This window comes from Enterobacter cloacae complex sp. 382A5 (assembly GCF_050031095.1).
Classification (GTDB): Bacteria; Pseudomonadota; Gammaproteobacteria; order Enterobacterales; family Enterobacteriaceae; genus Enterobacter; species Enterobacter cloacae.
In genome coordinates, this window is the sequence record NZ_JBLGVK010000001.1 from 3,631,334 (window position 1) to 3,653,009 (window position 21,676).

The 21,676-nt window shown below is 55.9% G+C and carries 25 protein-coding genes; 6 read left to right on the forward strand and 19 right to left on the reverse strand.

The genetic code is table 11. The annotated features are described in order from the left end of the window. Nucleotides 1–5: 5 nt before the first annotated feature. On the forward strand, nucleotides 6–1,226 hold the full coding sequence (locus ACQG2G_RS17085) for an MDR family MFS transporter (protein ID WP_248078665.1): 1,221 nt from the start codon (nucleotides 6–8) through the stop codon (nucleotides 1,224–1,226). Between the two features lie 5 nt (nucleotides 1,227–1,231). On the opposite strand, the gene ACQG2G_RS17090 is transcribed toward ACQG2G_RS17085, so the two are convergent. Continuing rightward, nucleotides 1,232–1,576, reverse strand: coding sequence for a nitrous oxide-stimulated promoter family protein (locus tag ACQG2G_RS17090; RefSeq protein WP_061772022.1), 345 nt, complete (start codon nucleotides 1,574–1,576; stop codon nucleotides 1,232–1,234). Nucleotides 1,577–1,750: 174 nt separating this feature from the next. On the opposite strand from ACQG2G_RS17090, the gene ACQG2G_RS17095 reads away from it, so the two are divergent. Beyond that, nucleotides 1,751–1,996, forward strand: coding sequence for a SymE family type I addiction module toxin (locus tag ACQG2G_RS17095; protein WP_013098482.1), 246 nt, complete (start codon nucleotides 1,751–1,753; stop codon nucleotides 1,994–1,996). Here the strand turns inward: ACQG2G_RS17095 and ACQG2G_RS17100 are convergent. Continuing rightward, nucleotides 1,974–2,453, reverse strand: coding sequence for a hypothetical protein (locus tag ACQG2G_RS17100; RefSeq protein WP_061772023.1), 480 nt, complete (start codon nucleotides 2,451–2,453; stop codon nucleotides 1,974–1,976). The genes ACQG2G_RS17095 and ACQG2G_RS17100 overlap by 23 nt on opposite strands. Then, nucleotides 2,450–3,265, reverse strand: a complete 816-nt coding sequence (locus ACQG2G_RS17105; protein WP_038984748.1) for a winged helix-turn-helix domain-containing protein — start codon at nucleotides 3,263–3,265, stop codon at nucleotides 2,450–2,452. The genes ACQG2G_RS17100 and ACQG2G_RS17105 overlap by 4 nt, the downstream gene beginning before the upstream one ends. Before the next feature lie 522 nt (nucleotides 3,266–3,787). Between ACQG2G_RS17105 and mutS the strand changes: the two genes are divergently transcribed. After that, nucleotides 3,788–6,349: a DNA mismatch repair protein MutS gene (gene mutS, locus ACQG2G_RS17110; protein ID WP_029883183.1), complete on the forward strand. Its 2,562-nt coding sequence runs from the start codon at nucleotides 3,788–3,790 to the stop codon at nucleotides 6,347–6,349. Nucleotides 6,350–6,489: 140 nt separating this feature from the next. Here the strand turns inward: mutS and ACQG2G_RS17115 are convergent, their stop codons facing one another. Genes ACQG2G_RS17115 through ACQG2G_RS17125 form a run of 3 tightly spaced genes read right to left on the reverse strand, consistent with a single transcriptional unit; the run spans nucleotide 6,490 to nucleotide 8,741 of the window. Next, on the reverse strand, nucleotides 6,490–6,711 hold the full coding sequence (locus ACQG2G_RS17115; protein WP_013098486.1) for a non-oxidative hydroxyarylic acid decarboxylases subunit D: 222 nt from the start codon (nucleotides 6,709–6,711) through the stop codon (nucleotides 6,490–6,492). A gap of 10 nt (nucleotides 6,712–6,721) precedes the next feature. Continuing rightward, on the reverse strand, nucleotides 6,722–8,149 hold the full coding sequence (locus ACQG2G_RS17120) for a non-oxidative hydroxyarylic acid decarboxylases subunit C (RefSeq protein ID WP_348595937.1): 1,428 nt from the start codon (nucleotides 8,147–8,149) through the stop codon (nucleotides 6,722–6,724). Beyond that, nucleotides 8,139–8,741 carry a non-oxidative hydroxyarylic acid decarboxylases subunit B gene (locus tag ACQG2G_RS17125; protein ID WP_248078649.1) on the reverse strand — a complete coding sequence of 201 codons (603 nt, stop codon included), beginning with the start codon at nucleotides 8,739–8,741 and terminating at the stop codon, nucleotides 8,139–8,141. Before ACQG2G_RS17125 ends, ACQG2G_RS17120 begins: the two co-directional genes overlap by 11 nt. 172 nt (nucleotides 8,742–8,913) lie before the next feature. Here ACQG2G_RS17125 and ACQG2G_RS17130 point away from each other — a divergent pair, with 172 nt between their 5' ends. Beyond that, complete coding sequence (locus tag ACQG2G_RS17130) at nucleotides 8,914–9,321, forward strand: MarR family winged helix-turn-helix transcriptional regulator (protein WP_020689291.1); 408 nt, start codon at nucleotides 8,914–8,916, stop codon at nucleotides 9,319–9,321. Here the strand turns inward: ACQG2G_RS17130 and ACQG2G_RS17135 are convergent. Beyond that, nucleotides 9,318–10,205 carry a LysR family transcriptional regulator gene (locus tag ACQG2G_RS17135; protein WP_061771973.1) on the reverse strand — a complete coding sequence of 296 codons (888 nt, stop codon included), beginning with the start codon at nucleotides 10,203–10,205 and terminating at the stop codon, nucleotides 9,318–9,320. The two genes, ACQG2G_RS17130 and ACQG2G_RS17135, sit on opposite strands and share 4 nt — an antisense overlap. A gap of 109 nt (nucleotides 10,206–10,314) precedes the next feature. On the opposite strand from ACQG2G_RS17135, the gene ACQG2G_RS17140 reads away from it, so the two are divergent. Together ACQG2G_RS17140 and ACQG2G_RS17145 are read left to right on the forward strand one after the other, a co-directional pair. Then, nucleotides 10,315–11,523: an MFS transporter gene (locus ACQG2G_RS17140; protein ID WP_061771972.1), complete on the forward strand. Its 1,209-nt coding sequence runs from the start codon at nucleotides 10,315–10,317 to the stop codon at nucleotides 11,521–11,523. Next, complete coding sequence (locus tag ACQG2G_RS17145) at nucleotides 11,520–11,897, forward strand: DUF4440 domain-containing protein (protein ID WP_061771971.1); 378 nt, start codon at nucleotides 11,520–11,522, stop codon at nucleotides 11,895–11,897. The genes ACQG2G_RS17140 and ACQG2G_RS17145 overlap by 4 nt, the downstream gene beginning before the upstream one ends. A 51-nt stretch (nucleotides 11,898–11,948) precedes the next feature. Here the strand turns inward: ACQG2G_RS17145 and rpoS are convergent, their stop codons facing one another. The 12 genes from rpoS to cysD all read right to left on the reverse strand — a co-directional run bounded on the left by rpoS (nucleotide 11,949) and on the right by cysD (nucleotide 21,669). Further along, on the reverse strand, nucleotides 11,949–12,941 hold the full coding sequence (rpoS, locus tag ACQG2G_RS17150) for an RNA polymerase sigma factor RpoS (RefSeq protein ID WP_013098493.1): 993 nt from the start codon (nucleotides 12,939–12,941) through the stop codon (nucleotides 11,949–11,951). A gap of 59 nt (nucleotides 12,942–13,000) precedes the next feature. After that, nucleotides 13,001–14,125, reverse strand: coding sequence for a murein hydrolase activator NlpD (gene nlpD, locus ACQG2G_RS17155; protein WP_023620533.1), 1,125 nt, complete (start codon nucleotides 14,123–14,125; stop codon nucleotides 13,001–13,003). Nucleotides 14,126–14,241: 116 nt separating this feature from the next. Further along, entirely contained in the window at nucleotides 14,242–14,868 is a 627-nt protein-coding gene (locus ACQG2G_RS17160; protein ID WP_061771970.1) for a protein-L-isoaspartate(D-aspartate) O-methyltransferase, read from the reverse strand. Continuing rightward, nucleotides 14,862–15,623: a 5'/3'-nucleotidase SurE gene (surE, locus tag ACQG2G_RS17165; protein WP_029883175.1), complete on the reverse strand. Its 762-nt coding sequence runs from the start codon at nucleotides 15,621–15,623 to the stop codon at nucleotides 14,862–14,864. The genes ACQG2G_RS17160 and surE overlap by 7 nt, the downstream gene beginning before the upstream one ends. Further along, nucleotides 15,604–16,653 carry a tRNA pseudouridine(13) synthase TruD gene (gene truD, locus ACQG2G_RS17170; RefSeq protein ID WP_061771969.1) on the reverse strand — a complete coding sequence of 350 codons (1,050 nt, stop codon included), beginning with the start codon at nucleotides 16,651–16,653 and terminating at the stop codon, nucleotides 15,604–15,606. The genes surE and truD overlap by 20 nt, the downstream gene beginning before the upstream one ends. Further along, entirely contained in the window at nucleotides 16,650–17,129 is a 480-nt protein-coding gene (gene ispF / locus ACQG2G_RS17175; protein ID WP_013098499.1) for a 2-C-methyl-D-erythritol 2,4-cyclodiphosphate synthase, read from the reverse strand. Before ispF ends, truD begins: the two co-directional genes overlap by 4 nt. Continuing rightward, nucleotides 17,129–17,839: a 2-C-methyl-D-erythritol 4-phosphate cytidylyltransferase gene (gene ispD / locus ACQG2G_RS17180; RefSeq protein WP_061771968.1), complete on the reverse strand. Its 711-nt coding sequence runs from the start codon at nucleotides 17,837–17,839 to the stop codon at nucleotides 17,129–17,131. The genes ispF and ispD overlap by 1 nt, the downstream gene beginning before the upstream one ends. Before the next feature lie 19 nt (nucleotides 17,840–17,858). After that, nucleotides 17,859–18,170, reverse strand: coding sequence for a cell division protein FtsB (ftsB, locus tag ACQG2G_RS17185; RefSeq protein ID WP_003862095.1), 312 nt, complete (start codon nucleotides 18,168–18,170; stop codon nucleotides 17,859–17,861). 166 nt (nucleotides 18,171–18,336) lie between these two features. Next, nucleotides 18,337–18,663 (reverse strand): DUF3561 family protein, encoded by a 327-nt coding sequence (locus ACQG2G_RS17190; RefSeq protein ID WP_013098502.1) that lies wholly within the window; start codon nucleotides 18,661–18,663, stop codon nucleotides 18,337–18,339. 58 nt (nucleotides 18,664–18,721) lie between these two features. Continuing rightward, nucleotides 18,722–19,327, reverse strand: a complete 606-nt coding sequence (cysC, locus tag ACQG2G_RS17195; RefSeq protein ID WP_061771967.1) for an adenylyl-sulfate kinase — start codon at nucleotides 19,325–19,327, stop codon at nucleotides 18,722–18,724. Then, complete coding sequence (gene cysN / locus ACQG2G_RS17200) at nucleotides 19,327–20,751, reverse strand: sulfate adenylyltransferase subunit CysN (protein WP_020689300.1); 1,425 nt, start codon at nucleotides 20,749–20,751, stop codon at nucleotides 19,327–19,329. Before cysN ends, cysC begins: the two co-directional genes overlap by 1 nt. A gap of 9 nt (nucleotides 20,752–20,760) precedes the next feature. Then, nucleotides 20,761–21,669 carry a sulfate adenylyltransferase subunit CysD gene (gene cysD, locus ACQG2G_RS17205; protein ID WP_008499613.1) on the reverse strand — a complete coding sequence of 303 codons (909 nt, stop codon included), beginning with the start codon at nucleotides 21,667–21,669 and terminating at the stop codon, nucleotides 20,761–20,763. Nucleotides 21,670–21,676: the final 7 nt, after the last annotated feature.

The window sequence follows — 21,676 nt, forward strand, 5'->3', positions numbered from 1 at the left end:
ACATGATGCCCCTGCGCCCTGCCACAACGCTCTGGCCGCCCGTCTTACTGGGCAGCCAGTTTGTGTTTAACATCGGTTTTTACGCGGTCGTCCCCTTCCTGGCGATCTTTTTGCGCGACGACATGCTGCTTTCCGGCGGCCTTATCGGGCTGATTCTGGGGCTGCGTACCTTTTCGCAGCAGGGGATGTTCATCGTCGGCGGTGCGCTCTCAGACCGCTTTGGTGCCAAAATCATTATCCTCTGCGGCTGCGTCATCCGCGTTGCGGGTTATCTGCTGCTGGCATTTGGACACGCGCTCTGGCCCATCATCCTTGGCGCCTGTCTGACCGGCATTGGCGGTGCGTTGTTCTCTCCCTCCATCGAAGCGCTGCTGGCCAGGGCGGGTACGCATAGCGAGACTAAAGGTCAACGCAGCCGTGCAGAGTGGTTTGCGCTGTTTGCCGTCTGCGGTGAACTCGGCGCGGTGCTGGGCCCGGTTGTCGGGGCGTTGCTCACGGGGCTGGGGTTTCGCCAGGTGGCGCTGGCGGGGGCGGGGGTCTTCGTCGTCGCGCTGATTGTGCTCTACTTCTGCCTTCCGGCTGCGCAACACAGCAAGCAGACACTTAATATTGTTCCCTGGTGGACAACCTTCCGTCAGCCGCGCTTTGTCGCCTTTATCATCGCCTACAGCTCGTGGCTGTTGAGCTACAACCAGCTCTATCTGGCGCTGCCCGTAGAGATCCAGCGTGCCGGTGGCAACGAGAAAGATCTCGGCCCCCTGTTTATGCTGGCCTCTGTGCTGATCATCACCTTGCAGCTTCCGCTGGCCCGCTTTGCACGACGCGTGGGCGCGTTGAGAATTTTGCCGGTGGGCTTTTTACTGCTCTCGGCATCTTTTGCGAGCGTGGCGGTGTTCGCCCCGACGGTGCCGCCGGAAGGCTGGCTGCGCTTGCTGCCGTCGGTATGTTTTGTGGCGTTATTAACGCTTGGACAAATGCTGCTGGTGCCCTCGGCGAAAGATCTGGTTCCACGCTTTGCGGAGGAATCGACGCTTGGCGCGCACTACGGCGCACTCGCCACCGCAGGCGGTGTTGCGGTGCTGCTGGGGAATTTGCTGTTTGGCAGTCTGCTGGATCGTGCGCTTGTCCCTTCGCCGCAGGCGATGTCCCCCTGGCTGCTGCTGGCCCTGTTCCCGCTATGCAGCGCGATCGCCATGAAGATCATTTGTCGCCCTTTCACACACTGAGACGGTTACTTTTTCGGGCGATACTTTTCCGGTAATTCCGGTACCGGGCGACGATCGTCAAGCAGATGGCGTACCGTCAGGATGGGGTAACGCCACAGCATGCGGGGCCCCGCCCAGCGCATAATCTGCTTCATCTCTTCACGCCTGGCGGGCTGGTAGCAGTGTACCGGACACTGTTTACAGGCCGGTTTTTCCTCACCAAAGACGCACTTATCCAGACGCTTATCCGCATAGGCATTCAGCGCCTGATAATGTCCCTCTTCCTGAGAAGCCTCCGGGCACTGTTTTTCATACAGAGCGATCATTCTGGCGATCGTCTTTTTTTCCCGTGAAATACGTTTACCAGACATAGCGGCTCACCGACTAAAAACATGCATTAATAATACTCCTTTATCTCCCACTTTTCAGTCGTTGCATTTCGTTTTCTGAAGCCGCCTTCCACTATTAAGCCCACCCCCACCCTTTTTTACTGGTATTTTATACAGGCATTAACAACACGCGTCGCTCATCGTTACGGAGGCTATATGCAAGAGATCGCCACGACCAAACACTACCGCCACTTAAAAGTCGGTTATTTCAGAAAGCGTCACGAAGACCGGAAGACCAAAATCCCGCGACGTTACAGCGTACATGCGGCGTTGAGCTTAAAAGGCGACTGGCTGGAGCAGGCAGGGTTTACTACCCACTCTCAGGTCAGGGTGGGGGTTGAACAGGGGAAAATTGTCATCGAACTACTGAAAGAAGATCTCAGCGAGAGCAGAAGAAAATAGGACGCTTACCGACGGTAAATAGAAACCCTCTGGGCCCTTGTTTCAGAATGGTATAGTTCAATTTATGGTTCGGATAAATAAAGAAATCAGGCAACACGTCGCCGAGTACATTATCCGGCAGGGAGTCTTCATTAACCTCATGGATCTTCACAGAGGTAAACTGGAAAGAGTCTTTGTTTTCGGTCCAGATATAAGACACATCCCGGCGGATAGAGGCTATCGCCTTGTCGTTTTTAAAATATGTACCGCTTAGCGCGATGACCCCGGTCTGCTTTTGCATGGTGTACATAAAATCCAGCGTCAGGTTTGCGCGGGCATCTTCATAGTAAACAACAACAGAAACTGAACAGGCTTCCGTATTTTGTTTTTTTTCTAAGTGATAATGATAAAGCCAGGACGTCAGCGCCCCAACGGCAAACAGGACGAGACACAGAATGGCAGTAGACTTTTTAGTCACTGATTGTACCCCCTAAAATAAAGCGTAACGCATCCTGCATCTTCTTCTTGCTCATACGGTTTTCTGCAAATGAGTACAGAAAGTGCCGGAGCCGTGCTGGATGAAGAGAAGTAGGCCCAGGGGTATTTTTTACAATCGAGCCCTGTTCGCATGATAATTTGCTTATAACGCGTGAAGTTACCCCTGCTTTTAATATCATCGTTTCGTGAGAAAAAATGGCAGCCATTTTCCGTACTGCTTATGGTGTAGTCTTTAAAAAAATCTTTTCTGGAATAGTCATGGACCGCCAGATGAAGAATAAAATAGCCCAGCCCAAAAGAGAGGGCCATAAAAAGCAGTGGAAGATAGCGACGATAGTGATGACGCGGGGTCTTATCTTTCACCTGAACGGCAGCAGTTTCCGCAATCACCTCTTTCGAGCCGCTGACAGGCTGGGCTTCTGCTATCGCGCTTTCTGATTCTGTTACGTCGTTTTCAATTCGGCTGACCTTAACTTCTTTTTTAATCTGGAACCCTTTTCTGGGTACCGTGGCAACCAGCGTGTCGTCAGTCTCTCCCGTCGTGCGCAGCCCACGCCGGATAATGGAGATATTCTGATAAAGGGTATTGGCCGGAACTAACATTCCGTCTTCACCCCAAACTTTAGTGAAGAAATCCCTTTGATTAACCACTTCCGGGGCGGACTCAAGCAGAAGTACCAGACAGCGACTGGCTGGCGTCGTCAGAATGACGCTCAACTCCGGTCGGGTCATAGAGACAAGTAAGTTTTTCTCTGGACAAAATTTAATATTATCGTTAATTATCCAGAACATATGAGACTCACTATGCAATAAACAGAATCAGAAAACTGTTGCCAGAGTTAGCAAGTATACTCTGCGAATATTCCTTGTCAAAGCAGTAAGTTATGGTGTTTGTTCAGCAGTAACACCGAAATAAAATAATATGAGCATAATAGAATATTATCCCCACATCGAAGACAAATACGTTTCTGAAACAGAAAAAAAAGATGACGTTATATTCTGACGCCTTTATTCCCGTTTACGTTTAATACGCAAGGAATATCGCGCGGTGTTCCTTTAGCGTTACCGGACCAGCGTGCCTGTCGCAATTGCGGCAAGACAGGCCCACGTCTTCAGCATCGCTGGAATCAGGTGCGCATTTTAGTCGAAAGAGCCTGCACGTCTGTTTTCCTGTCCAGCAGAGTCCGTTATCATGGTCCGTGAACGATTCATGATAAGAAACGCAGGCTGTCATGCGTTCCAATGAGAGAGTAAGAAACCTGACAATAAAAAAGACAACTCATTGAAATTGAAAAAAATGGACACGGTAACCTAATGAGTACACTTGAAAATTTTGACGCCCATACCCCAATGATGCAGCAGTACCTGAAGCTGAAAGCGCAGCATCCGGAAATTCTGCTGTTTTACCGCATGGGCGATTTTTACGAGCTGTTTTATGACGATGCTAAACGGGCATCGCAGCTGCTCGACATCTCTCTGACCAAACGTGGCGCATCGGCAGGTGAACCCATCCCGATGGCAGGCATTCCGCATCATGCGGTAGAAAACTACCTGGCCAAGCTGGTGAATCAGGGCGAGTCGGTTGCCATCTGTGAGCAGATCGGCGATCCGGCCACCTCAAAAGGCCCGGTTGAACGCAAGGTCGTGCGTATCGTCACGCCAGGCACCATTAGCGACGAAGCCCTGCTCCAGGAGCGTCAGGATAACCTGCTGGCGGCCCTGTGGCAGGACGGCAAAGGGTTTGGTTACGCCACGCTGGATATCAGCTCCGGGCGTTTTCGTCTGAGCGAGCCGGCTGACCGGGAAACCATGGCAGCCGAGCTGCAGCGCACCAACCCGGCGGAACTGCTGTATGCCGAAGATTTTGCCGAAATGGCGCTGATCGAAGGTCGTCGCGGCCTGCGCCGCCGTCCGCTGTGGGAATTTGAAATTGATACCGCTCGCCAGCAGCTCAACCTGCAGTTTGGTACCCGCGATCTGATTGGCTTTGGGGTGGAAAACGCCCCGCGCGGACTGTGCGCCGCGGGCTGCCTTTTGCAGTATGTGAAAGATACCCAGCGCACCGCCCTGCCGCATATCCGCTCTATCACCATGGAGCGCCAGCAGGACAGCATCATTATGGATGCGGCCACGCGTCGGAATCTGGAGATCACCCAGAACCTGGCGGGTGGCGTTGAGAACACGCTGGCATCCGTCCTCGATAACACCGTGACGCCGATGGGCAGCCGCATGCTGAAGCGCTGGCTGCATATGCCCGTCCGCGATACGGATACGCTCGTTTGTCGTCAGCAGACCATTGCCGCGCTGCAGGATCGCTACACCGAACTGCAGCCTGTGCTGCGTCAGGTGGGCGATCTGGAGCGTATTCTGGCTCGCCTGGCACTGCGCACGGCGCGGCCTCGCGACCTTGCACGAATGCGTCATGCCTTCCAGCAGCTGCCGGAACTGCGTGCTCAACTGAGCGATGTTGACAGCGCACCGGTTCAGAAACTGCGCGAAACCATGGGCGAGTTTGCTGAACTCCGCGATCTGCTGGAGCGCGCTATCATAGATGCGCCGCCGGTTCTGGTGCGCGACGGTGGCGTAATTGCCCCTGGTTACAACGAAGAGCTGGACGAATGGCGCGCGCTGGCGGACGGCGCAACGGATTACCTCGACAAGCTGGAGATCCGCGAGCGCGAACGTCTCGGGCTCGATACCCTGAAAGTCGGCTATAACGCAGTCCACGGTTACTATATTCAGATCAGCCGCGGGCAGAGCCATCTGGCGCCGATTCACTATGTGCGTCGCCAGACGTTGAAAAACGCTGAGCGCTACATCATTCCTGAGCTGAAAGAGTATGAGGACAAAGTTCTCACCTCGAAAGGCAAAGCGCTGGCCCTGGAAAAGCAGCTTTACGACGAGCTGTTCGACATGCTGATGCCACACCTCGCGGACCTGCAGTTAAGCGCTGGCGCGCTGGCGGAGCTGGATGTGCTGGTAAATCTGGCTGAGCGTGCTGAAACGCTGAACTATACCTGCCCGACCTTTACCGACAAGCCCGGCATTCGCATTACCGAAGGCCGCCACCCGGTGGTGGAGCAGGTACTGAACGAGCCGTTCATCGCTAACCCGCTGAGCCTGTCGCCGCAGCGAAGAATGCTGATCATTACCGGTCCGAACATGGGCGGTAAAAGTACCTATATGCGCCAGACGGCGCTTATCGCCCTGCTCGCCTACATCGGCAGCTACGTTCCGGCGCAGAAAGTGGAGATTGGCCCCATCGATCGTATCTTCACCCGCGTGGGTGCGGCGGACGATCTGGCCAGCGGCCGTTCCACCTTTATGGTCGAAATGACGGAAACCGCCAATATCCTGCACAACGCGACAGAACACAGCCTGGTGCTGATGGACGAAGTCGGACGCGGCACCTCAACCTACGACGGTCTGTCGCTGGCATGGGCGTGTGCGGAAAACCTGGCGAATAAAATCAAGGCCATGACGCTGTTCGCGACGCACTACTTTGAACTGACGCAGTTGCCGGAGAAAATGGAGGGCGTGGCAAACGTCCACCTGGATGCGCTTGAGCATGGCGATACCATCGCCTTTATGCACACGGTGCAGGAGGGGGCCGCGAGCAAGAGCTATGGCCTGGCCGTCGCGGCACTGGCGGGTGTGCCTAAAGAGGTAATTAAACGCGCGCGTCAGAAACTGCGCGAGCTGGAAAGCCTGTCACCGAATGCGGCGGCCACCCAGATTGACGGTACACAGATGTCGCTGCTGGCACCTGCGGAAGAGACGTCACCCGCTGTTGAAGCGCTGGAGAATCTCGACCCGGATTCACTGACGCCACGTCAGGCGCTGGAGTGGATTTATCGGCTGAAGAGTCTGGTTTAGTTTTCTGCGGTCTGTTTTGTCGGGTGGCGGCTTCGCCTTACCCGACCTACAAAACCCGTAGGCCCGGTAAGCGTAGCGCCACCGGGCAAAGGACCGCACGATGTTACCGCCCGGTAAGCGCTGCGCCACCGGGCTTTTTTTTACAGCAATGGCGGAATGGTCGGCACCTGCGGCGCCTCATCAATATCCTTCTGCGTCATGCGGAACGCTTCAGGGTAATGTTCGCGACTGGTACGACGCAGCGGCTCGGTATCGCGCCAGGTATACAGACAATGCTGGCACTGATAAACCGTCCAGATCCCTTTCACCGGTGATGTGGCCATCACCTCAATTTGCTCATCGGCACAACGTGGACAAATCATCTTTTCCTCCTTATTGGCGTGCTGCCAGCATCGCAGTCAGCTTTTCAGCCCAGGCTTTGGTTTCCGGTAAATCCTGCACCGGCTGGCTGTAGTGACCGCGGTTATCCGGCGCAACAGGCGTGGTGGCATCAATAATCAGCTTGTCGGTGATCCCTGCCGGGCTGGACCCAGGATCAAGCTCAAGAACCGACATGTTCGGCAGCTGCACAAGATCCCCTGCCGGGTTCACTTTTGATGACAGCGCCCACATCACCTGCGGCAGGTTGAACGGATCGACATCTTCATCCACCATAATCACCATCTTCACATAGCCCAGGCCATGCGGCGTGGTCATGGCGCGTAAACCGACCGCGCGGGCAAAACCACCGTAGCGTTTTTTGGTGGAGATGATCGCCAGCAGACCGTGGGTGTACATCGCGTTCACCGCCTGCACTTCAGGGAACTCCGCTTTCAGTTGCTGGTAAAGCGGCACACAGGTGGCTGGCCCCATCAGGTAGTCGATCTCGGTCCAGGGCATCCCGAGATAGAGGGATTCGAAAATCGGTTTGGTGCGGTACGAGACTTTATCAATACGGACCACCGTCATATTGCGTCCGCCCGAATAGTGCCCGGTAAACTCACCGAACGGCCCTTCAATTTCACGTTTACGGCCTTCAATCACCCCTTCCAGGATCACTTCAGACCCCCACGGCACATCGAAGCCGGTCAACGGCGCGGTCGCAATCGGGTACGGGCTTTCACGCAGCACCCCGGCCATTTCATACTCGGACTGATCGTATTTCAGCGGCGTTGCGCCCATCAGGGTGATGATCGGATCGTTGCCCAACGTAATCGCAATCGGCAGGTCTTCACCACGCTCTTCGGCTTTATGCAGATGCAGGGCGATATCATGCATCGGCACCGGCTGCAGGCCGAGCTTACGTTTGCCCTTCACTTCCATGCGATAAATACCGACGTTCTGCTTGCCGAAATGGTCCGGGTCGAGCGGATCGCGCGAGACAACGCACGCTTTGTCGAGATAAAAACCGCCGTCCCCGTCGTTCAGGCGAAACAGCGGCAGGATGTCGAACAGGTTAATCTCCTCACCGTCCACCGTATTCTGCGCCCATGCGGGGTTGGCCCGGCGCTCCGGTGCGACCGGGAATTTATCCCAGCGGCGAATAAACTCATCGATTTGCTTTTTGACCGGGGTATTCGCTGGCAGCCCCATCGAAATGGCGTGGTTCTGCCAGGAGCCGATGGTGTTCATCACCACCCTGGCATCGGTAAACCCACGAATGTTATCGAACCACAGCGCAGGCGCACCGTCACCGATACGTCCCGTCGCGTTAGCGGCCGCCGCCAGATCCGGCTCCGCATTGACCTCTTCTTCAATTTTCAGCAGTTGCCCTTGCTCATCGAGCGCCTGCAGGAAGCTTCTCAAATCATCAAATGCCATCGTTATTCTCCTGTGAAAAATGTTTCGCCGCCTGCAGGCCGTTCCAGCGACGCGCCTTTTTGTGCTCCAGACCAAACTGGTCGAGCACGCGGGTCACGATATGCAGGGTGATATCATCGGCGGTTTGCGGGTGGTTGTAATACGCAGGCATGGGCGGCACCATCGCCACACCCATGCGGGAAAGCGCGAGCATGTTCTCCAGATGTATGGTGCTGAGCGGCGTTTCACGCGGGACCAGCACCAGCTTGCGCCCCTCTTTCAGCACCACGTCTGCCGCACGGCCCACCAGCCCTTCGGCATAGCCCGCGCGGATACCCGCCAGCGTTTTCATGCTGCAGGGAATGACGATCATGCCGTCGGTACGAAACGAGCCGGAGGAGATGGTGGCAGCCTGATCGGCAGGACTGTGAACGACATCTGCCAGGGCGGCGACATCCTGCGCGGTATAGGGCGTTTCCAGCTCAATGGTAGTTTTCGCCCATTTCGACATCACCAGATGGGTTTCAACCTCTGGCATGTCCCGTAACGCCTGCAGTAAAGCCACCCCCAGCGGAGCACCTGTTGCTCCCGTCATTCCCACGATCAATCTCATTCAGCACCTCAATTAATTTGTTCGCATACGAACATAATGACTACGTTACTCCCGGTGAGCTGACCTGACAATATTGTTCGTACACGATCACACGTAATGCTAAAAACTGCTGCGTTAAAATCGCAGGCAATAGCGGCTATCATAGGGGGAGATTTTTTTCGTCGGAGTGTTCATGGAACTGAGACAAGAAGCGTTCCACCTGCTACGGCAGCTTTTTCAACAGCATACTGCCCACTGGCAACATGCTTTACCGGCGCTGACCAAGCCGCAATATGCGGTGATGCGATCTGTTTCTGAAAATCCGGGGATCGAGCAGGTCGCCCTGACGGAAGTTGCCGTGAGCACAAAAGCGACGCTGGCCGAAATGCTGAGCCGCATGGAATCGCGTGGGCTGGTGAAGCGCGAACACGATCCTGCGGATAAGCGCCGCCGGTTTGTCTTCCTCACGCCTGAAGGAGAAGCCCTGCTTGCAAGCTGTAAACCGGTCGGCAATGAGGTGGATGAGGCGTTTTTAGGGCGTCTCAGCCAGGACGAGCGGGAACAATTTACGGCACTGATCAAAAAGATGATGCATGACTAGTTCACCCGGGCACGCATAAAATCAATAAATGTCCGAACCTTAGCGGGTACATGCTGGGCATCTGGATAAACGGCATAGATGCCCTGCTGAGCAAACGTGTATCCCGGTAAAAGCGATACCAGAACCCCCGAATTCAGTGCGTTTCGCACCAGCCACTCCGGCAGCAGCGCCACACCACATCCCGCATGCGTGAAAGCCATCAGCGCCTGGGCGCTATCTGCGTACAGGCGCGGGGCTTTTTTAATCTCAAAGGCAACCAGATTGCCATCTGCATCTTTTACCTGCCAGTGCAGCGGCGAAGGTAAACGCTCGTGAACGATCCACTCTGCCTGTGCCAGGTGTTCGAGAGATTCAACGGGATGGTTAGCCAGCCACCCGGGGGCGGCAACCGGCAGGATAGTAAAGTTTGAAATCAAGGCGGCGTGGTAGCGCGAATCAGCGAGTGTTCCCAGCCGGATGGCGACATCAAAGCGCTCCGAGATAAGATCGGCATGCTGAGACGACGAAACATGACGAACGCGAAGCTCCGGATGCTGCTGGCTAAATTCGGCCAGCAAAGGCACAACCACCTGCGAGCCGTATTCGGGCGTGGTGGTGATCCGCAATTCGCCGGTCAGGCCGGCATGGTTAGCGCGAACGTCGTCCTGCAGGCGTTCAGCCTCCTGTAAAAGCCTGACGCTTCGCTGATGAAAAAGCACGCCCGCCTCGGTTAACGTCAGGCGACGGGTGGATCGCAACAGCAGCGTGACTCCCAGCTCATCTTCCAGCTGGCGAATATTGAAGCTGACCACGGCCTTTGTCAGCCCCATCGACTCTGCGGCGGCAGTAAAACTGCCCGCATCCGCTACCGCCACAAACATCGCCGTTCGCTGGAGATTCAGCATCCTTAACCTTCATAATTGTCAAAATAGTTTTGACAGTATATCGCGAATTGTTGCGTTTATCGGCACCGGACAAGCCGATACGATACGCCCCCTCACCGGAGGATCCACCATGACGTATCGCAGCAAAGTCGCCGTAGTCTATCTGCTGGGCTTTTTTCTTGATTTGATCAACATGTTTATCGCCAGCGTCGCCTTTCCGGCAATGGCGCAGACCTATCACGCCACGCCCTCTGCACTCGCCTGGGTCAGTAACGGGTATATTGCCGGCCTGACGCTGGTGATCCCGTTCAGCAGTGCCCTGACGCGCCGCATCGGGGCAAAGCACGTCATCCTTCTCTCGCTGGTTCTCTTTAGCGTAGCCTCCACCGCGGCAGGCTTGTCTGCCACACTTGAAAGTCTGATTGCCTGGCGGGTGCTGCAGGGCGTGGGCGGTGGCTTATTGATCCCCGTAGGGCAGGCGCTGACCTGGCAACAGTTTAAAGCGCATGAACGCGCCAGGCTCTCTTCCGCCGTCATGCTGGTTGCACTGCTTGCCCCCGCATGCTCACCTGCGTTAGGGGGCGTACTGGTTCAGGCGTTAAGCTGGCGGTGGGTATTTTTTGCTACCCTCCCGGTTGCTCTCCTGACCTTTGCGTTGGCCTGTCTGTGGCTTAAGCATGAAATGCCCGCGATGAAAGCAAACCGACTGCTGAACCTGAGTTTGATCGCCGATCCGCTTCTGCGCGTTTCCATGATGGTTTATGTATGTGTCCCCGGCATGTTTATCGGAATAAACGTCACCGGCATGTTTTATCTGCAGAGCGTGGCCAACATGACGCCAGCCGCGACGGGCATGCTGATGCTGCCGTGGTCTCTGGCATCGTTTATGGCCATCACCGCAACGGGCCGTTACTTTAATCGTGTCGGCCCCCGACCTCTGTTGATCGCGGGTTGCCTGCTTCAGGCGTCAGGTATTCTGCTTTTGCTCTGCGTCAGTGCGACCACGGGCACGCTGCCAGCGATCGTTGCGTTTGCATTAATGGGCGCAGGAGGCAGTCTTTGCAGCAGTACGGCGCAGAGCAGCGCATTTCTGACAACGCGTCGGGAAGAGATGGCTGATGCCAGCGCGCTGTGGAATCTTAATCGTCAGCTGAGTTTTTTTGCGGGTGCCTTTCTGCTGGCACAGGTGCTGGATCTGGCCCAGAGGTATTTGCCCCCCGTCGCCGCGTGGCACGGGATGTTTCTGGTTGCTTCGGCCATCACCCTGGTGCCCGTCATCTCTGTATTTCGTCTTAACAACCCGCAGGTGCTTGCACAACTGCAACAGGAGCAACCATGACGCCTTTCGAACACGACATCATTGATATTCATATCGCACTGGAAAACTGGCTGGGTGCCGGTGAAGGTAATATTGATGCCCTGCTCGCCCGTTTCCAGCCAAACTTTCTGATGATTCCCCCGAGTGGGGCGCATTTAAACCATGACGCCCTTGTCCGTTTTCTGCACGCCCAGCGTGGAAGCCGACCCGGCCTTAAAATCATCATTGATGAGCTAGCCACGATTCAGTCATGGGATAACGGTGCGGTGCTTCATTACCGGGAGACGCAGACCCGCCCGGACCAGCCCGTCAACGTACGCTGGTCAACCGCGGTGCTCAATCGGGAAGGCGAGACGATCAGCTGGCGTCTGCTGCACGAAACGGCGCAGCCGTAAGAGATAAAAAAGGCCCGTCTCACGACGGGCCTTTTTTTGACGAAAGGTTGCTTATTCGCGGAACAGCGCTTCGATATTCAGACCTTGCCCCTGCAGAATTTCACGCAGGCGGCGCAGACCTTCAACCTGAATCTGACGAACACGTTCACGGGTCAGGCCAATTTCACGGCCGACGTCTTCCAGTGTCGCAGCTTCATACCCCAGTAAACCGAAACGACGTGCCAGCACTTCACGCTGTTTGGCGTTCAGTTCGAACAGCCATTTGACGATGCTCTGTTTCATGTCATCGTCCTGCGTGGTGTCTTCCGGGCCGTTGTCTTTTTCATCGGCCAGGATATCCAGCAGCGCTTTTTCGGAGTCGCCACCCAGCGGGGTGTCAACCGAGGTAATGCGCTCGTTGAGACGCAGCATGCGGCTTACGTCATCAACCGGTTTGTCGAGTTGCTCAGCAATCTCTTCTGCGCTTGGCTCGTGGTCCAGTTTATGGGACAACTCGCGCGCGGTACGCAGATAGACGTTCAACTCTTTGACGATGTGAATCGGCAGGCGAATCGTACGGGTTTGGTTCATAATGGCCCGTTCGATGGTCTGACGAATCCACCAGGTCGCGTAGGTGGAGAAGCGGAACCCACGTTCAGGGTCAAACTTCTCTACTGCGCGGATGAGACCTAAGTTGCCCTCTTCAATCAGATCCAGCAGAGCCAGACCACGATTGCCGTAACGACGGGCAATTTTCACGACCAGACGCAAGTTACTTTCAATCATGCGACGGCGCGAGGCAACATCACCACGCAAAGCACGACGTGCGAAATAGACTTCTTCTTCGGCCGTTAACAGTGGGGAGTAACCAATCTCCCCAAGGTAAAGCTGAGTCGCGTCCAGTACACGCTGTGTGGCACCCTGCGATAACAGCTCTTCTTCAGCCAAATCGTTATCACTGGGTTCCTCTTCTACTAAGGCTTTTTCGTCAAAAGCCTCTGCTCCGTTCTCATCAAATTCCGCATCTTCATTTAAATCATGAACTTTCAGCGTATTCTGACTCATAAGGTGGCTCCTACCCGTGATCCCTGAACGAGACACCCTGGCTGGCATGCCCCGTCAATTTATCGCTGCGGCAAATACTGCAGCGGGTTTACGGATTTCCCCTTGTAACGAATTTCAAAATGCAAGCGTGTAGAACTGGTTCCGGTGCTACCCATGGTAGCGATTTTTTGCCCCGCCTTAACTTCTTGTTGTTCCCGGACCAGCATTGTGTCGTTATGGGCGTAGGCACTCAGGTAATCATCGTTGTGTTTGATGATAATAAGATTACCGTAACCGCGCAGAGCGTTACCGGCATACACAACGCGTCCGTCTGCGGTCGCGATGATAGCCTGTCCCTTACTTCCTGCGATATCGATCCCTTTGTTCCCTCCTTCGGAGGAAGAGAAGTTCTCGATAACCTTACCGTCAGTTGGCCAGCGCCAGGTTGAAATTGGCGAACTGGAACTCATACTGCTGGCAGTCGGTTCAGTAGAGCTAACCACAGGTGCCGTAGCCGGTGCTGTGACAACAGTCGCAGTCCCTTTATTATTCGGCAACATTTTGTTAGCAGTCTGATCACCTGAATCTTCAGAATACGTAATTACAGGTTGTGAAGCAACCACCGTGGTGGATTTTTGTGCAGGCTTAACGCTGTTATTTTGCGCAGTCACGTCGGCTGCAGAAACGGTATTGCCAGGCGTAAGCGGCGTACCCGTTGCGTTGCCCACCTGGAGCGTCTGCCCGACTTCCAGCGCATACGGTGCCTGGACGTTGTTGCGCTGCGCGAGGTCACGGAAATCGTTCCCGGTGATCCACGCGATATAGAACAGCGTATCGCCACGTTTCACGGTATAGGTGCTGCCGCCGGTATAGCTGCCTTTCGGAATGTTCCCATACTGACGGTTATACACTATGCGGCCATTTTGGGTCTGAACAGGTTGTTCGACTGGCTGAATCTGTGTTGGCTGTGTAACAGGATGTTGCACAGGCTGAATTTGTGGTGTTTGCTGCGGCGCAGCAGTGCCCATTTTAGGTGGCGGCGTGATCAACATTCCGCTGGACGTGTTACCGGAGCCGCTGTTTCCGCCAACAGAACTGACAGGCGCAGGTGCATTGTTAGAACTCGAACAGCCTGCCAGCCAGAGCGAAACCAGTGATAATGCCGCAACACGGCTGATGGTGAATTTAGGGCTTCCCGCGCTCATTTATCCCCCAGGAATGTGTTAACTACCAGTGACTTAAAATTAACCGTGATGGCACGACTCTTTCGCGCCACACCATACGCTGAATTTGCCTTAATAACCCTGGATAATTCCGAGTCTTAGGCCAGTTCCCCCTTTACCAGAGGCACAAAGCGCACGGCTTCTACGGTATCGATAATAAACTCGTCGCCACGTCGACGAACGCGCTTTAACAGCTGCTGCTCATCGCCAACAGGCAATACAAGAATGCCCCCCTCATCCAGCTGCGACAACAGGGCCGCAGGGATCTCCGGTGGAGCCGCCGTCACGATGATTGCGTCAAACGGGGCGCGAGCCTGCCAACCCTGCCATCCATCACCGTGTCGTGCCGAAACATTGTGTAAATCAAGTTGTTTCAGGCGACGACGCGCCTGCCACTGTAAACCTTTGATCCGCTCAACCGAGCACACATGATGCACCAGATGCGCCAGAATCGCAGTCTGATACCCGGACCCGGTGCCAATCTCCAGCACGCGGGAGTCGGGGGTGAGCTCCAGCAGCTCCGTCATGCGCGCCACCATATAGGGCTGCGAAATCGTCTGGCCCTGCCCGATGGGCAAGGCCACGTTTTCCCACGCTTTGTGTTCAAACGCCTCATCTACAAATTTCTCACGCGGAACCTGGGCGAGCGCGTCAAGCACATGCTCGTCGCGGATCCCCTGTGCGCGAAGTTGTTCCAGAAGAGTTTGTACACGTTTACTTACCATTGCGCGTTCACTCCTGCGCGATCAAGCCAGCCCGACACCACATCATGCGCGCTATACGCGGTTAAATCTACGTGCAGCGGCGTTACCGAGACATAGCCTTCATCCACAGCGGCAAAGTCGGTATCCGGCCCCGCATCGCACTTATCGCCGGGAGGGCCAATCCAGTAGAGCGTGTTGCCGCGCGGATCCTGCTGCGGGATGACCTGATCGGCCGGATGACGGCTTCCGCAACGCGTGACGCGAATGCCCTTGATTTCATTCAGCGGGAGATCCGGCACGTTGATGTTGAGGATGCGCCCGGTACGCAGCGGTTCACGGCTAAGTGCCCGCAGGATAGAACAGGTTACCGCTGCCGCCGTGTCGTAATGAGTGTGACCATTTAACGATACCGCCAGCGCCGGAAAGCCAAGATGACGGCCTTCCATTGCGGCCGCCACGGTACCAGAGTAGATAACGTCATCACCCAGATTCGGCCCGGCGTTAATCCCGGAAACGACGATATCCGGGCGCGGGCGCATCAGCGCATTCACCCCAAGAAAAACGCAGTCCGTTGGCGTGCCCATCTGCACGGCAATATCGCCATTTTCAAAAGCAAAGGTGCGAAGCGACGACTCCAGCGTCAATGAGTTAGACGCTCCACTGCGGTTACGATCGGGAGCCACGACCTGCACATCCGCAAATTCGCGAAGGTGTTTCGCCAGCGTCTGAATGCCTGGCGCATGGATCCCGTCATCGTTACTCAGCAATATTCGCATAATCACCCGACGTGTTGATAAGTTCCCTGACAACACTGGTGGCAAAGCTACCTGCCGGCAGCCAGAAACGTAACTCAACGGTTACGTCATCCCACCAGTTCCAGCTTAACTGCTGCGGGTAGAGCAACATCGCCCGGCGTGCTGCTTCGACTTTTTCCCGCACCAGCAATGATTGTAATTCTTGCGCTTCGGCAACGGCTGCCTGCTCCGCGGCCAGCGCGTCACCCTGCGTACCCCAGTCGCCCGTGCCGGGCAAGGCTGCGGTGATCATCAGCGTTTTAGCGTCCACGCGCGACTGAATATCGGCCATTTCTTCGGCCGTTGCCACAAACCAGCTACCGCGTCCCGCTAATTGTAGCGCATCGCCGACAACAACTTGATTCGCGTCCGGTTTTTTCAGCCGTTCGCTTACGATCTGATTAAACAACGCACTGCGGGCCGCCGACAACCAAAAACTGCGTTTATTCCTGTCACGCAGCGGCGCATCGCTCTGCGCCCAACGCAGTGCGCCCTGCAGGTTACTGCCGCCGATGCCAAAACGCTGTGCGCCAAAGTAGTTAGGCACACCGCGTTCATTGATGGCCTGCAAGCGTTTTTCCACGTCGTCACGGTCGGTCACTTCACGCAGTACGAGGGTAAAGTTGTTACCTTTCAACGCCCCCAGACGCAGTTTGCGCTTGTGACGGGCGTACTCCAGCACCTTACAGCCCTCAAGCTCAAATTTGCTTAAATCAGGCATCGCATTGCCGGGAACGCGCGCGCAAAGCCACTGTTCGGTGACCGCGTGTTTGTCTTTCTGCCCGGCGAAGCTCACTTCGCGGGCATGGATTTTCAGAAATTTAGCCAGCGCATCGGCCACAAAGCGGGTATTGCAGCCATTTTTGAGGATGCGCACCAGGATATGCTCGCCTTCGCCGTCCGGCTCAAAGCCCAAATCTTCCACGACCACGAAATCTTCGGGGCTGGCTTTCAGCAGACCACTCCCCAGCGGTTTACCGTGCAGGTAGGTCAGGTTGTCAAAATCGGTCATTTGCTCGCCTTCACCAGCAGCGCCACGGCTTCGCAGGCGATGCCTTCGCCGCGACCGGTAAAGCCCAGTTTCTCCGTGGTGGTCGCTTTGACGTTGACGTCATCCATATGGCAGCCCAGATCTTCAGCGATAAATACGCGCATCTGAGGAATATGCGGCAGCATTTTGGGGGCCTGAGCGATGATCGTCACATCGACGTTACCCAGGGTGTAACCCTTCGCCTGAATACGGCGCCAGGCTTCACGCAACAGCGCACGACTGTCTGCGCCTTTAAACGCCGGATCGGTGTCCGGGAACAGCTTGCCGATATCGCCCAGCGCCGCCGCGCCCAGTAAGGCGTCGGTTAAGGCGTGTAGTGCCACGTCGCCATCAGAATGCGCCAGCAGCCCTTTTTCATAAGGAATACGCACGCCGCCAATGATAATTGGGCCAACGCCTCCAAAGGCGTGTACATCAAAACCGTGTCCAATTCGCATTATGCCTTCTCCTGATGGGTCGAACGGGTAAGATAAAATTCCGCGAGCTGTAAATCTTCCGGACGCGTCACTTTTATATTATCAGCGCGCCCTTCAACAAGCGTTGGGTGGAAACCGCAATACTCCAGCGCAGAGGCTTCGTCGGTGATGGTCGCACCTTCTTTAAGCGCGCGCGTTAAGCAGTCGTGGAGTAATTCGCGGGGGAAAAATTGTGGCGTCAGCGCGTGCCAGAGATCGACGCGCTCAACGGTATGCGCGATAGCCTGTTTGCCAGGCTCGGCACGCTTCATGGTGTCACGTACCGGCGCGGCCAGAATGCCACCGACTTTACTGGTTTCACTCAGCGCCAGCAGGCGCGCAAGATCGTCCTGATGCAGGCACGGGCGCGCAGCGTCGTGGACCAGTACCCATTGGGCATCGCCAGCGGCCTGGATGCCCGCCAGCACGGAATCGGCGCGCTCGGCACCGCCATCAACGACGGTGATCTGCTGATGAGCGGCCAGCGGTAACTGTGCGAACCGGGCATCGCCCGGACTGATGGCGATGATGACACGCGTCACTCGGGGGTGCGCCAGCAGCGCCGCCACGGCATGTTCGAGGATCGTTTTATCGCCAATAGAGAGGTATTGCTTGGGACATTCTGTCTGCATGCGCCGGCCAAAACCCGCGGCCGGCACCACGGCGCATACGTCCGAAAAAGTCACTGCCATGTCGTAATCCTGGGCCTGATTATCGATTGTTTTGTGCTGAGCCCTGATTGCGTTTAGACGCATCCGGAACCAGACGATAAAAGGTTTCGCCCGGTTTAGTCATACTGAGTTCATTGCGTGCGCGTTCCTCAATCGCCTCCTGCCCGCCATTGAGGTCATCAATTTCAGCAAAGAGTTGATCGTTTCGCGCCTTAAGTTTGGCGTTAGTTGCCTGCTGAGCCGCGACGTCATCACTTACCCGGCTATAGTCGTGCAGTCCGTTTTTACCGAACCACAGCGAATATTGCAGCCAGACCAGCAGAGCCAGCAACAGCAGCGTTAGTTTACCCATCCTGCCCCCTGAAAAACGGCATCTTCATCCCACAACGCCCCCGGCGCTCTATGCCGGAGTAACAGAGATGCCGCAACATCGCGGGCAAATGTACCACATTTTTTCCGCAGAATCGCCCTGCTCAATATCGTCACACAGTTGGTTACGGTTTGAATTATGGCTGAAGTTAGCCCATGAGCCACAAAAATAACAGACCAAACATCAGGACCACCGTCACAATCGTGACAACGGTGCTGTACAGCAGTTTGCCGTTAAGCAGTGAATGCAGGGCGATGCCGACGACAACCGCCACGGGCATCAGCGCCAGGAAGAAGGGCCAGGTGTAGAGAAAGAAGAACAGCGTGTTACCGCCGTAGATGAGAAACGGGATGCCCAGCGCCAGCAACCACGAGACGAAGCCGACGAAGGCCCCGGGAAAGGACCAGGTCGTCTCGTCGTCGGTCGCTATCGGATCCGACCCGGTGGTAATCATGTAGTTTTCACTGTTGCGCATAGCTAATCCTGTGACCGTGACTCATCGTTCGGGAAGACAGCTCCCGAACGATACCGTCTCAGGATCTGATAATATCGTCCCGTCTGAGCAGGTCTAATAATTGGCTTACTAAATTTGTTACCAATTGTTGACCTTCCAGGTGAATCTCAGGGGATTCGGGCGCTTCGTAGACCGAGTCGATGCCGGTGAAGTTTCGCAGCTCACCCGCGCGGGCTTTTTTATACAGCCCTTTCGGATCGCGCGCTTCGCAGATTTCCAGCGGCGTATCGACAAACACCTCGATAAATCGATCCTGACCGACGCGCTCGCGTACCATCTGCCGCTCGGCGCGGTGAGGCGAGATAAACGCGGTCAGCACCACCAGCCCGGCATCCGCCATCAGGCTGGCTACTTCCCCAACCCGACGGATATTCTCCTTACGGTCTTCATCGCTAAACCCTAAATCACTGCACAGGCCGTGACGCACGTTGTCGCCATCCAGCAGGTAGGTGCTCACCCTCTGCTGATGCAGCGCCTCTTCCAGCGCGCCCGCGACCGTCGATTTACCGGAGCCGGACAGCCCGGTAAACCACAGCACAACCCCACGGTGGCCGTGGAGTTGCTCCCGCTGAGCGACGGTAACCGGATGAGGATGCCAGACGACGTTCTCATCATGGGCGGCCATTACTTGCCTCCCAGCAGATCGCGTGCGCCCCAGTGCGGGAAGTGCTTACGCACCAGCGCATTCAGCTCAAGCTCAAAGGCGCTGAATTCAGACACCGCTGCCGCCTGTTGATTAGGCTCGCGGACCATACCTGCACCAACGGTAACGTTGGTCAGGCGATCGATAAAGATAAGTCCACCCGTTACCGGATTTTGCTGGTACTTGTCCAGCACCAGCGGCTCGTCAAAGGTGAGATCCACCAGGCCAATACCGTTCAGCGGCAGTTCGCTCACTTCACGCTGGGTCAGATTGTTGATGTCCACCTGGAACTGGATACCGTCCACGCGGGCGCGGGTTTTCTTACCGGCAATTTTGATGTCGTAGCTTTGGCCTGCGGTCAGCGGCTGTTCAGCCATCCATACCACATCCACGGCAGCACCCTGCACCGCCGCCAGCGTTTCCTGCGCATCCACCAGTAGATCGCCGCGGCTGATATCAATCTCATCTTTCAGCACCAGCGTCACCGCTTCACCGGCACCCGCTTCCTGCAGATCGCCATCAAAGGTGACGATACGGGCAATGGACGACTCCACACCCGACGGCAGCACTTTGACGCGCTGCCCCACCGTGACGGTGCCCGAGGCGAGGGTGCCGGAGAAGCCGCGAAAATCGAGGTTCGGGCGGTTCACGTACTGCACCGGGAAGCGCATTGGCTGGGTATCCACCACGCGCTGAATTTCAACCGTCTCCAGCACTTCCAGCAGCGTCGGGCCGCTGTACCACGGCATGTTGGCGCTCTGGGAGGCGACGTTATCCCCTTCCAGCGCCGAGAGCGGCACAAAGCGAATATCAAGGTTACCCGGCAACTGTTCAGCAAAGGTCAGGTAGCTCTGGCGGATCTCCTCGAAGGTCTCTTCGCTGAAGTTCACCAGATCCATTTTGTTCACCGCCACCACCAGGTGTTTGATCCCCAGCAGCGTGGAGATGAAGCTGTGACGACGGGTTTGATCCAGCACGCCTTTACGGGCGTCGATCAGCAGGATCGCCAGCTCACAGGTTGATGCACCGGTGGCCATGTTGCGGGTGTACTGCTCATGCCCCGGCGTGTCGGCAATAATAAATTTGCGTTTTTCGGTGGAGAAATAGCGGTACGCAACATCAATGGTGATGCCCTGCTCGCGCTCCGCCTGCAGGCCGTCCACCAAAAGCGCCAGGTCGAGCTTTTCGCCCTGAGTACCATGACGTTTGCTGTCGTTATGCAGGGAAGAGAGCTGGTCTTCATAGATCTGACGCGTGTCGTGCAGCAGGCGACCAATCAGCGTGCTTTTACCGTCATCAACGCTACCGCAGGTCAGAAAGCGCAGCAGGCTCTTGTGTTGTTGCGCGTGCAGGTATGCTTCTACGCCGCCTTCGTTGGCAATTTGTTGGGCAATCGTGGTGTTCATGGCGGCTCCTTAGAAATAACCCTGACGTTTCTTCAGCTCCATCGAGCCTGCCTGGTCGCGGTCAATGACGCGCCCCTGTCGCTCGCTGGTGGTCGATACCAGCATCTCTTCGATAATCTCTGGCAGCGTTTGCGCGTTGGACTCCACCGCGCCGGTCAGCGGCCAGCAACCAAGAGTACGGAAACGCACCATCTGTTTTTTGATCACTTCGCCCGGCTGTAAATCAATGCGATCGTCGTCGATCATCATCAGCATGCCGTCGCGCTCCAGCACCGGGCGTTCAGCCGCCAGGTAAAGCGGAACGATCTCGATATTTTCCAGATAGATGTACTGCCAGATATCCAGCTCGGTCCAGTTGGAGAGCGGGAAGACGCGAATGCTTTCGCCTTTGTTGATCTGGCCGTTGTAGTTGTGCCACAGCTCAGGACGCTGGTTTTTCGGATCCCAGCGGTGGAAGCGGTCGCGGAAGGAGTAAATACGCTCTTTGGCGCGGGATTTCTCCTCGTCACGGCGCGCACCGCCGAAAGCGGCGTCAAAACCGTACTTGTTCAGCGCCTGCTTCAGCCCTTCGGTTTTCATGATGTCGGTGTGTTTGGCGCTGCCGTGAACAAACGGGTTAATGCCCATCGCCACCCCTTCCGGGTTTTTATGCACCAGCAGCTCACAGCCGTAGGCTTTGGCGGTACGGTCGCGGAACTCATACATCTCACGGAATTTCCAGCCGGTATCCACGTGCAGCAGCGGGAACGGCAGCGTACCCGGATAAAACGCTTTACGCGCCAGATGCAGCATCACGCTGGAATCTTTGCCGATGGAGTACATCATCACCGGGTTAGAGAACTCGGCGGCCACTTCGCGGATAATATGGATACTTTCCGCTTCAAGCTGTCGCAGGTGAGTAAGTCGTTTTTGGTCCATAACCGTT

What these genes read in the sequence shown, in the direction of transcription:
- ACQG2G_RS17085 (WP_248078665.1), top strand. Translation starts at nt 6, where the DNA reads ATGCCCCTGCGCCCTGCCACAACGCTCTGGCCGCCCGTCTTACTGGGC.
- ACQG2G_RS17090 (WP_061772022.1), bottom strand. Translation starts at nt 1,576, where the DNA reads ATGTCTGGTAAACGTATTTCACGGGAAAAAAAGACGATCGCCAGAATG.
- ACQG2G_RS17095 (WP_013098482.1), top strand. Translation starts at nt 1,751, where the DNA reads ATGCAAGAGATCGCCACGACCAAACACTACCGCCACTTAAAAGTCGGT.
- ACQG2G_RS17105 (WP_038984748.1), bottom strand. Translation starts at nt 3,265, where the DNA reads ATGTTCTGGATAATTAACGATAATATTAAATTTTGTCCAGAGAAAAAC.
- mutS (WP_029883183.1), top strand. Translation starts at nt 3,788, where the DNA reads ATGAGTACACTTGAAAATTTTGACGCCCATACCCCAATGATGCAGCAG.
- ACQG2G_RS17115 (WP_013098486.1), bottom strand. Translation starts at nt 6,711, where the DNA reads ATGATTTGTCCACGTTGTGCCGATGAGCAAATTGAGGTGATGGCCACA.
- ACQG2G_RS17120 (WP_348595937.1), bottom strand. Translation starts at nt 8,149, where the DNA reads ATGGCATTTGATGATTTGAGAAGCTTCCTGCAGGCGCTCGATGAGCAA.
- ACQG2G_RS17125 (WP_248078649.1), bottom strand. Translation starts at nt 8,741, where the DNA reads ATGAGATTGATCGTGGGAATGACGGGAGCAACAGGTGCTCCGCTGGGG.
- ACQG2G_RS17130 (WP_020689291.1), top strand. Translation starts at nt 8,914, where the DNA reads ATGGAACTGAGACAAGAAGCGTTCCACCTGCTACGGCAGCTTTTTCAA.
- ACQG2G_RS17135 (WP_061771973.1), bottom strand. Translation starts at nt 10,205, where the DNA reads ATGCTGAATCTCCAGCGAACGGCGATGTTTGTGGCGGTAGCGGATGCG.
- ACQG2G_RS17140 (WP_061771972.1), top strand. Translation starts at nt 10,315, where the DNA reads ATGACGTATCGCAGCAAAGTCGCCGTAGTCTATCTGCTGGGCTTTTTT.
- ACQG2G_RS17145 (WP_061771971.1), top strand. Translation starts at nt 11,520, where the DNA reads ATGACGCCTTTCGAACACGACATCATTGATATTCATATCGCACTGGAA.
- rpoS (WP_013098493.1), bottom strand. Translation starts at nt 12,941, where the DNA reads ATGAGTCAGAATACGCTGAAAGTTCATGATTTAAATGAAGATGCGGAA.
- nlpD (WP_023620533.1), bottom strand. Translation starts at nt 14,125, where the DNA reads ATGAGCGCGGGAAGCCCTAAATTCACCATCAGCCGTGTTGCGGCATTA.
- ACQG2G_RS17160 (WP_061771970.1), bottom strand. Translation starts at nt 14,868, where the DNA reads ATGGTAAGTAAACGTGTACAAACTCTTCTGGAACAACTTCGCGCACAG.
- surE (WP_029883175.1), bottom strand. Translation starts at nt 15,623, where the DNA reads ATGCGAATATTGCTGAGTAACGATGACGGGATCCATGCGCCAGGCATT.
- truD (WP_061771969.1), bottom strand. Translation starts at nt 16,653, where the DNA reads ATGACCGATTTTGACAACCTGACCTACCTGCACGGTAAACCGCTGGGG.
- ispF (WP_013098499.1), bottom strand. Translation starts at nt 17,129, where the DNA reads ATGCGAATTGGACACGGTTTTGATGTACACGCCTTTGGAGGCGTTGGC.
- ispD (WP_061771968.1), bottom strand. Translation starts at nt 17,839, where the DNA reads ATGGCAGTGACTTTTTCGGACGTATGCGCCGTGGTGCCGGCCGCGGGT.
- ftsB (WP_003862095.1), bottom strand. Translation starts at nt 18,170, where the DNA reads ATGGGTAAACTAACGCTGCTGTTGCTGGCTCTGCTGGTCTGGCTGCAA.
- ACQG2G_RS17190 (WP_013098502.1), bottom strand. Translation starts at nt 18,663, where the DNA reads ATGCGCAACAGTGAAAACTACATGATTACCACCGGGTCGGATCCGATA.
- cysC (WP_061771967.1), bottom strand. Translation starts at nt 19,327, where the DNA reads ATGGCCGCCCATGATGAGAACGTCGTCTGGCATCCTCATCCGGTTACC.
- cysN (WP_020689300.1), bottom strand. Translation starts at nt 20,751, where the DNA reads ATGAACACCACGATTGCCCAACAAATTGCCAACGAAGGCGGCGTAGAA.
- cysD (WP_008499613.1), bottom strand. Translation starts at nt 21,669, where the DNA reads ATGGACCAAAAACGACTTACTCACCTGCGACAGCTTGAAGCGGAAAGT.